General features: G+C 64.3%; 8 protein-coding genes. 1 reads left to right on the top strand and 7 read right to left on the bottom strand.

Annotated features, from left to right (window positions below; translation table 11 throughout):
- Positions 1-132: 132 nt before the first annotated feature.
- From P0D89_RS49015 to P0D89_RS48990, 6 genes are all read right to left on the bottom strand, one after another.
- Complete coding sequence (locus P0D89_RS49015; RefSeq protein ID WP_408360697.1) at positions 133-384, bottom strand: hypothetical protein; 252 nt, start codon at positions 382-384, stop codon at positions 133-135.
- A 154-nt stretch (positions 385-538) separates the two neighbouring features.
- Positions 539-1,948 (bottom strand): MFS transporter, encoded by a 1,410-nt coding sequence (locus P0D89_RS49010; RefSeq protein ID WP_408360695.1) that lies wholly within the window; start codon positions 1,946-1,948, stop codon positions 539-541.
- A gap of 195 nt (positions 1,949-2,143) precedes the next feature.
- Positions 2,144-2,920: an SDR family NAD(P)-dependent oxidoreductase gene (locus tag P0D89_RS49005; protein WP_408360692.1), complete on the bottom strand. Its 777-nt coding sequence runs from the start codon at positions 2,918-2,920 to the stop codon at positions 2,144-2,146.
- Positions 2,921-2,969: 49 nt separating this feature from the next.
- The gene (locus P0D89_RS49000) at positions 2,970-3,308 is read right to left on the bottom strand and encodes an NIPSNAP family protein (protein WP_408360690.1); all 339 of its coding nucleotides are present in this window, start codon (positions 3,306-3,308) and stop codon (positions 2,970-2,972) included.
- Positions 3,305-5,101, bottom strand: a complete 1,797-nt coding sequence (locus P0D89_RS48995) for an FAD-dependent oxidoreductase (RefSeq protein ID WP_408360688.1) — start codon at positions 5,099-5,101, stop codon at positions 3,305-3,307. The genes P0D89_RS49000 and P0D89_RS48995 overlap by 4 nt, the downstream gene beginning before the upstream one ends.
- Before the next feature lie 23 nt (positions 5,102-5,124).
- Positions 5,125-5,985 (bottom strand): SDR family NAD(P)-dependent oxidoreductase, encoded by an 861-nt coding sequence (locus tag P0D89_RS48990; protein ID WP_408360686.1) that lies wholly within the window; start codon positions 5,983-5,985, stop codon positions 5,125-5,127.
- Positions 5,986-6,150: 165 nt separating this feature from the next.
- Between P0D89_RS48990 and P0D89_RS48985 the strand changes: the two genes are divergently transcribed.
- Positions 6,151-7,041 (top strand): helix-turn-helix domain-containing protein, encoded by an 891-nt coding sequence (locus tag P0D89_RS48985; protein WP_408360684.1) that lies wholly within the window; start codon positions 6,151-6,153, stop codon positions 7,039-7,041.
- 28 nt (positions 7,042-7,069) lie between these two features.
- Here the strand turns inward: P0D89_RS48985 and P0D89_RS48980 are convergent, their stop codons facing one another.
- Complete coding sequence (locus tag P0D89_RS48980) at positions 7,070-8,248, bottom strand: 4-hydroxybenzoate 3-monooxygenase (RefSeq protein WP_408360682.1); 1,179 nt, start codon at positions 8,246-8,248, stop codon at positions 7,070-7,072.
- Between the last annotated feature and the right edge of the window lie 246 nt (positions 8,249-8,494).

Here is an 8,494-nt window from a genome sequence, read left to right as displayed (position 1 = left end):
TTTGTGGCGCCCGCGTTTGCCTTTAACCGTAGGCCACGCGCGCCACTATTCGTTCGGCGCCCGCTTCGTGATTCCTGGCTTAGCATGCGCTTAACACCTGAGTGCTAAACGCTTAAGCGTTTAGCGGCGCACTTAACGCGCGTTGTAAATAGGCGGCGAGTAGGAACTGACCGTCGTGTCAGTGCCGCGACCAGCTTGCCACGTCCCGTGGCTGCCAGCCCCATAACCACTGCTATCGGCCTGCGCCGTGTTGCTCTGACCGGCTGCCTGCGTCTGTGTCGCCTGTGAATCCTGCGAAGCGCGCTGACTGGCCGACTGCGCGAACGACGCAACCGGCACGGTGAGAACAGCAGCGAGAGCAACGGCTTGAATGAGCGACTTCATGAAACCACCTCCTGGGATTGTCTCGGCATGCGCTGCTGACGTGACTGCCATTGCAGCGATGTGGTCAGTGTAGATGCCCGACAGGACGGGATAAATCCGCTAATCCTGAATTCACTGTTGTTTTTCAGACGCACAATTGAATCGACCGCACCCGTCATTTGACCGCGACCGCGGCCACCGCTCCTTCTGACGACGACTCGTCGAGCGGCACGCGCCGCATCATCAGGAACACGCCGCTCGCCGCGATCACCGCCGGCACGGCCAGCAGGCTGAATACCGCGCCGAACTGCCAGCCCAGCCCCATCAGCGCCGCGCCGACCAGCGCGCCCGCCACGCCGCCGATGCGGCCGATCCCCAGCATCCACGCCACGCCGGTCGCGCGCGCCCGCGTCGGATAGAAGCTCGCCGCGAGCGCCGACATCGACGTGACCGCACTAGTGGTGACCGTGCCGGTGAGGAAGATCAGCGTGCCGAGCCAGACCTGATGACCGACCCCATGTCCGACGAACAGGACCAGCAGCCCCACCAGCACATACGTCATCGCGACGACACGATGACCGGCGAAGCGGTCCATGATCCAGCCCACGCACAGGTTGCCGAGCACACCGCCGAGTGGAAAGAGCGACGTCATCAGCGCGGCCTTCTCGCCGGAGAAGCCGGTGTCCTTGAAGAGCGTCGGCAGCCAGTTGGTGAGCAGGTAGTAGATCAGAAGCCCCATGAAATACGCGAGCCACAGCATCAGCGTGCCGAAGCGGTAACGCGACGACAGCACGACGGCGAGCGCCCATTGAGCGCGCTCACCTGGCTTGCCCGCGCCGTGCGTCGCGGCTTCGCGGCCGGCGCGCGCATCGAGCGCGATGAAGCGGCATCCGTCGAAGCGGCTTAGCGGCGCGATACGCTGCAGGATACGGGCGATGCGCTGATCCGCGCGCCTGCGCACCGCGAGAAACTGCACCGACTCCGGCAGCATCAGAATCAGCAGCACGCTCAGCACGATCGGGCCGACACCACCCGCCACCAGCACGCTGGGCCAGCCGAAGTGCGGAATCAGCCACGCGGAAGCGAGGCCGCCCACCGCCAGTCCGCACGAAAACCCGCAGAACATCGCATTCACCGCGACCGCACGGATTCGCGCCGGTGCGTATTCCGACATCAGTGTGACCGCGTTCGGCATTGCCGCGCCGAGACCGAGCCCGGTGAAAAAGCGCAGCAACGTCAGCGACTCGATCGATGTCGCGCGAGCCGCCGCGAGACTCCACACGCCAAAGAAGAACACCGACAACACCAGCACCATCTTGCGTCCGATCCGATCCGCGCAAGGACCGGCCGCGAGCGCGCCGATGCCGAGGCCGACCAGCGCGGCGCTCATCACGGGGCCGAGCGAACTGCGCGCGATCCCCCACTGCTGCACCAGCGACGGCGCGATGAAACCGACCGCGGCCGTATCGAAGCCGTCAGCCGCGACGACCAGAAAGCACAGCACCAGAATCGTCCATTGAAACGGCGAGAAGCGCTGTTCGTCGATGAAAGCCTGCACATCCACACTGCGTTCGACGCTGGTCATTTGACGTCTCCTTGCGCGCCGAGCGCAGCGGTTGCGGGGTCGTACAGGCGCAGAGCTTCCGCCCTGCCTGGTTGGGGCTTTTTCATTGCGATGTCTCCATGACAGGAAGAGGTAATTTTTATTATTCGGATTACTACGGATGATGCGAATAGCAGTGCTTGTGCGAGACCGGCTCGCACGAATGGTCAGCGCGAACTAGTCGCCCGCCGCGCCATACGCATGCCAGCCGCCATCGACGCTCAGGACCGTGCCGGTGATATAGCTCGCGGCGTCCGACGCGAGAAAGCCGATGGCGCGCGCGATTTCATCCGGCCGCGCAAGTCGGCCCATCGGCGTGCGCCGCTCGATCGACTGTAGATTCATCTGGCCGTTGCGCTTGAGCGTCTCGACCAGTTCGGTGGCGACGTAGCCCGGCGCGACCGCGTTCACGCGGATACCGTAACGCGCCCATTCGCAGGCGAGCGAACGGGTCATCGCGGCAATGCCCGCCTTCGCCGCGCCATAGGCATTGCGCGCCGGAATGCCCGCGAGCCCCGCGATCGAGCCGAGATTGACGATCGCGCCGCTGCGCTGCGCGAGCATCACTCGCGCGGCCTCCCGGCATGCGAGGAACGTGCCGCGCACATGGATGCCGAGCAGCCGGTCGAACGCGTCGACGCTCTGGTGGATGGTCGGATGCGGCTGATCGCCGTTGCCCGCGTTGTTGACGAGCACGTCGATCCGCCCGAAGCGTTCGACGCATGCATCGATTAGCGCGCGCACGTCGGCTTCGACGGCCACATCGGCACCGAGACCGACGTGCGTAGCGCCGTGCGCCGCACCCAGTTCGCGCGCGCGTTCGCAAGCACGGTCCGCATCCATGTCGGCGATGGTCACGCTATAGCCGTCCTGCGCGAAACGTTGCGCGGTCGCCCAGCCGATGCCGTTTGCGCCGCCCGTCACGATCGCGACGCGCCGTGTTTGATCGTTCATGTTCTGTCTCCTCCTGAATGATGCGCGTGCTGCTATGACACGCGTGCCCCTAGCGAAGCATCGCCAGGCTCCTGAAATCGACGCGCCTGATGATCCGGCTCTCCTGCGCGACGATCAGATGCGCCGATGCCTGCAGATACGCGGGCCATTCGGGATCGGCGTCGCGCGCGGTGCGGCGCTGGTCGTAATCGGCGATGCTCTCGTAGCCCCACAGATGCACGACCTGGTTCAACGCGCCGATGTCGCTCATATAGAAGCCGACCGGCGCACCGAGATACTTCAGCTGGATCGGCATGGCGAGGCGATCGAATACGTCGATGAATTCCGTCATGCCGCGCGGGCGGATCGTATAGATGCGGTGATCGACAAAAGGCTTGCCGCTGCTCATGTGCCTGTCCTCAATACAGTTCTGGTTGCGCCGGCTCCTGCATCGCTGCGCATGTTCGCGCCGATTGCGCCGATTGCGCCGATACCAGCCAGATGCCGGCCGGTGATATAGCCGAAGGTCATGATTGGGCCAAGCGTGATGCCCGCGCCCGGATAGTTGCCGCCCATCACGCTGGCGCGATCGTTGCCGACTGCGTACAGCCCGGCAATCGGCGCACCGGTTTCGTCGAGCACTTCGCCGGTGACTTGGGTCGAGATGCCGTCGAAGGTGCCGAGGTCGCCCATCACCACCTTCAGCGCGTAATACGGCCCGTCGCCGATCGGCGCGACGCAGGGGTTAGGCCGCTGCTCCGGGTCGGCGAGGTAGCGATTGAACGAGGTCGTGCCACGGCCGAACTCCGGGTCTTCGCCACGCACCGCGTCCGCGTTGTAGCGTTTCACCGTCGCTTCCAGCGCCGCGCCGTCCAGCCCCGCGTTGCGCGCGAGTTCGGCGAGCGTGCGCCCGGCGCTCAGATAGCCGTTGCGCAACAGTGGTCCGAGCGGCACCGGCGCGGGCTTCGCAAAACCGAGCCCGTATTTGCGGATCGTCGCGTGATCGCAGATCAGCCACATCGCGGTTTCACGCTCGTTCGCGCACGCTTCGATCATCGCCGCGCCGACGTCGTGATACGAATTCGCTTCGTTCGTGAAGCGCCTGCCCGCCCGTGTCACGCCGATGATGCCAGCCTTGTAGCGATCGAGCAGATGTGGAAACACGCCGACGCTGCCGTCGCGCATCGGCACGCGCGAGACCGGGATCCACGCCGCGGGCTGCGGGTAACGGATCGCCACTCTCGCGCCGAGCCGCTCCGCCATGCCGACGCCATCGCCAGTATTGCCGGGCGGCACCGGCGACACGTGTTCGCCGCCGCGCCGCACATGCGGATACGCTTTGGCGATGCGCGCGACGTCATGCGAAAAGCCGCCGCATGCGAGCACGACACCGCGCCGCGCTGCAATCCGCATCTCGCCGTCCGGTCCGCTGACGAGCGCGCCCGTCACGCGTTGGCCCACGACGGTCAACTCGCGCGCCGCGGTGTTCGTGTGAATCGGAATGCCGAGGTCGAGCGCGGACTTCGCCAGCCGCGCGGCGAGCGCGTTGCCGCTCGTGACCTGCACGCCGCGCCGATACAGCGCGAGGTCCTTCAGATGGCTGGCGAGACGCTTCGCCACGTAAAGCGCGGAAGTCAGCGAGCGCGTCGCGTTGAAGAAGTGCTTCAGGTCCGCGTTCGACGAGTTGAACATCATGCCGATGAAGGTGATCGTCTTCAACGGCGGCCGCAGACGCGCGATGTCCTTGCCGAGCGCGCGCGCATCGAACGGCGCGGCCACCACCGAGCGGCCGATATCCACGCCGCCACCCACGTTCGGGTGATAGTCGGGGTACAGCGTCGGCACGAATCTGACCGTGGTCTCGCGCTCGAAAAATTCGAGCATTTGCGGGCCGGTATCGAGAAACGCGTCGACCGCGGCCGCGTCGAAAAATGCACCGGTCTCGTTGCGCATATAGGTCAGCGCCGCTTCGCGCGTGTCGCTCACGTGATTGCTGTTCGCGTGACGATTGCCCGGAATCCAGAGTACGCCGCCGGAAAACGCGGTCGTGCCGCCGAAGAACGACTCCTTCTCGATCACGATCACGTCGAGCCCGTGCTTGCGCGCCGTGATGGCCGTCGAAAGACCGCCGGCGCCCGAGCCGATCACGAGCACGTCGCAGGTCAGCGCGGCGTTGCGTGTTGCACGTGTTGCGTTAGTCATGGTGTGCGTCCTTGTGCGAGGGCTTAACGGGTGACCGGGGTAGCCGCTGTGGCTTCGAAGCCGGGCCGCGGCACGAGGTCCATCAGCATGCATTCGAGTCCGCCGTCGACCACGATCTCCGCGCCGGTCACATACGCGGCGCGAGCGCTAGCGAGAAATGCGACGACATCGGCGATGTCGCCGGGTTCGCCGATGCGGCGACTGGCCGTCATCGCGCTCCGGCGGCGCTCGATATCGTCGTGCTCATAGAACGCGGCGGACAGCGGCGTGCGGATCATGCCCGGACACACCGTGTTGCTGCGGATGCCGCGCGGCCCCCACTCCGCCGCGAGTTGCTTCGACAGCATCGCCACGCCGGCTTTGCCGGGGCTATAGGCGCCGCTGTATGTTTGCGGATGATGCGCGGCCACCGAAGCGACATGCACGATCGCGCCCGCGCGTTGCTTCAGCATGCCGTGGCCGAACTGCTGCGAGCACAGCATGTAGCCGGTCAGGTTCACGCGCAGCATCGCGTTCCACGCATCCAGCCCGATCTCTTCGATGCCGCCTGGCCGCAGCAGTCCGGCGTTGTTCACCAGCACATCGGCTACACCGAACGCGGACTCGACGCCGTTCACCGCACCGCGCACGCTGTCGATGTCGCCGATATCGCAAGCGAGCGCGAGCGCTTCAACACCATTCGCGTTCAGGCTCTGCGCGAGTGCACGGCACTTTTCCTCGTCACGATCGAGCAACGCTAGGCGCGCTCCCGCGTTGCCGAACACCTGAGCAACAGCGCTGCCGATACCACCAGCCGCACCGCTTACCACGCAGACCTTGCCTTCGAGTGCGAGCCATTGCTGCGCGCCTGCTGCGTCACGATTCCCGTTGATTTGATTAGTCATCCGAATCTCCATGATTTTGATCGTCCGCACGATGCGCTGGTCGGCTACGCCGCCGCGCTATTCAAGCGCGCCTTTCATGGAAAAAAGTATAGCCACGCGAGTGCGGCTGAAATTGGACAAAGGCAGCGCATCGCAGGACAATTCGTACATAGGAGACAAAACGGCATGAGTAAAATCCCTAACTACGACCTGTATGGAGAGTCGGCGCGGCCGCCCTGGTACGACGCGTTCAATTTCGAATGGATCGTGGAACGCAGCCGTCCCAACGACTGGCATATCGCAGCACACCGTCACGACGCGCTGCTGCAGATTCTCTATATCCGCGGCGGCACGGGCCACGTGCTGATCGAGAGCGAGAAAATCGCGATCGAACCGCCGTGCATCGTGCTGATTCCCGCGCAAACGGTGCATGGATTCGTGTTTTCGCCGGAAATGGACGGGCTCGTGATCACCGCTGCGCAGCGGGCGCTGGAGTCGATCTCGAAGGCCGTGTCGCCGGGTCTGTTACCGGTGCTGCAACGGCCCGCGCTGATCGCTGTGCGGCCCGAGGTCGGCGACGGCACGCTGATGCCGTTGTTCGGCTTGCTGGAGCAGGAATTTCGGGGCAGCGCGCGCGGCCATATCGCCGCGGGCATGGCATTGATGATTGCACTTTTTGTGCAAGTGGCGCGTTTGACCGATGCCGCGTCGGCGGCCAGCGCGACGGTCAACGATCGGCGCGCGGCGCAGATCAAACGGCTGCGCGAACTCGTCGCCGCGCACGTTCGCGAACATCAGCCCATTGAGTTCTATGCAGGGAAACTTGGCGTCACGGCCGCACAGTTGGGCCGCATCTGCCGCGACGAACTCGGCCATTCGCCGCTGTCGCTCGTCAACGATCATCTGATACGCGAGGCGCAGCGCGATCTGGTCTATTCAGGCTTGACCATCAAACAGATCGCGCATGCGCTCGGCTTTGAGGATGCGGCTTATTTCAGCCGCTATTTCCGCAAACAGACCGGCGTCACGCCTACGGAGTTTCAGGCCGCGGCGCATCGGGATTTGTCGCTCAACTAGTGCCGATGCGCCTCGCCTTGCGCCGTTGTTACGCCTGAGGCACGGCCACGCCGACGTAATTTTCCGCCATCGCGGTGGCCGCCGCGCGCGACGTGGTCACGTATTCCAGTTCGGCCACCTGCAACTGCTGCTCGAACGGCGACGCGCCTTCAATGCGGTGCATCATGCTCGTCATCCAGTACGAGAAATGCTCGGCGCGCCAGATACGCTTGAGGGCGGTTTCGGTATAACTGTCGAGCAGATCGGTGCGATTTTCGACGTAGAACGCGTTCAGCGCACGGGTCAGCACGCGCACGTCGGCGACTGCGAGATTCATGCCCTTTGCGCCAGTTGGCGGCACGATATGCGCGGCGTCGCCGGCGAGAAACAGGCGACCGTGTTGCATCGTGGCCGACACGAAACTGCGCATGCCGACAATGTTCTTCTGGAAGATCTTGCCGTCGACGATCTTCTGGCCGTCATGCGAATCGACGCGTGCATGCAGCTCCGCCCAGATCCGGTCGTCGGACCAGTTCTCGACCGAGTCCTTCGGATCGCATTGGAAATACATGCGCTGCACGTTCGGCGAGCGCGTGCTGATCAGCGCGAAGCCGCGCTCGTGACGCGCATAGATCAACTCCTCCGACGACGGCGGCCCTTCGCACAGGATACCGAACCAACCGAACGGGTAGACGCGCTCATAGTCCTTCCGCAGCGCCTGCGGAATCGAAGCGCGCGAAACGCCCTGCGATCCGTCACAGCCGATCACGAAGTCGCATTGGAGTTCGCATGCTTCGCCTTCGTGGCGATAGCGGATCGACGGTTTGTCGGTATCGATACCATGCAGCGACGTTTCCGACACGCCGAAACGCAGCGCGCCGTTCGCGGCCGTGCGCGCGGCGACCAGATCCTTGATCACTTCGTGCTGCGCGTAGACCGTGATCGAATGACCGGTGAGTCCCGTCAGATCGATACGCCGCCGCTTGCCTTCGAAGGCCAGTTCGAAACCGTGATGCAGCGCGCCTTCGGCTTTCATGCGTGCGCCGACGCCGGCTTCGGTCAGCAGGTCCATCGTGCCCTGTTCGAGCACGCCGGCGCGGATGGTGGATTCGATCTGGTCGCGAGTGCGCGTTTCGAGGACGACCGACTCGATGCCGCGCAGATGAAGAAGATGGGAAAGAAGCAGGCCCGCGGGCCCGGCACCGATGATGCCAACTTGGGTGCGCATGAGTTGTCTCCTGAATGCGGCGATTGATTTGCACTCAGTGTGACGATTAAGGGCTGTATCGCGCAATGCGATATGGCGGATAGGCTGTATCGCTTTTGACGATAAACGGCTTATCCGCGACGGCGGCGCTGATGGGTGACAACGCGCGCAAACGCCTTGCTGGCGGGGCTTGTGGCGCCTTTAGGAGGAGCACGGGCAATCACCGAAGATTGCGCGGCCTCAAGGTAAACCCCGATCCAATCTGCT

This window comes from Paraburkholderia sp. RL18-085-BIA-A (assembly GCF_046027075.1).
Classification (GTDB): domain Bacteria; phylum Pseudomonadota; class Gammaproteobacteria; order Burkholderiales; family Burkholderiaceae; genus Paraburkholderia.
Note: the sequence above shows the minus strand (reverse complement) of the source record. Positions and strands in the feature narration are given on the sequence as shown.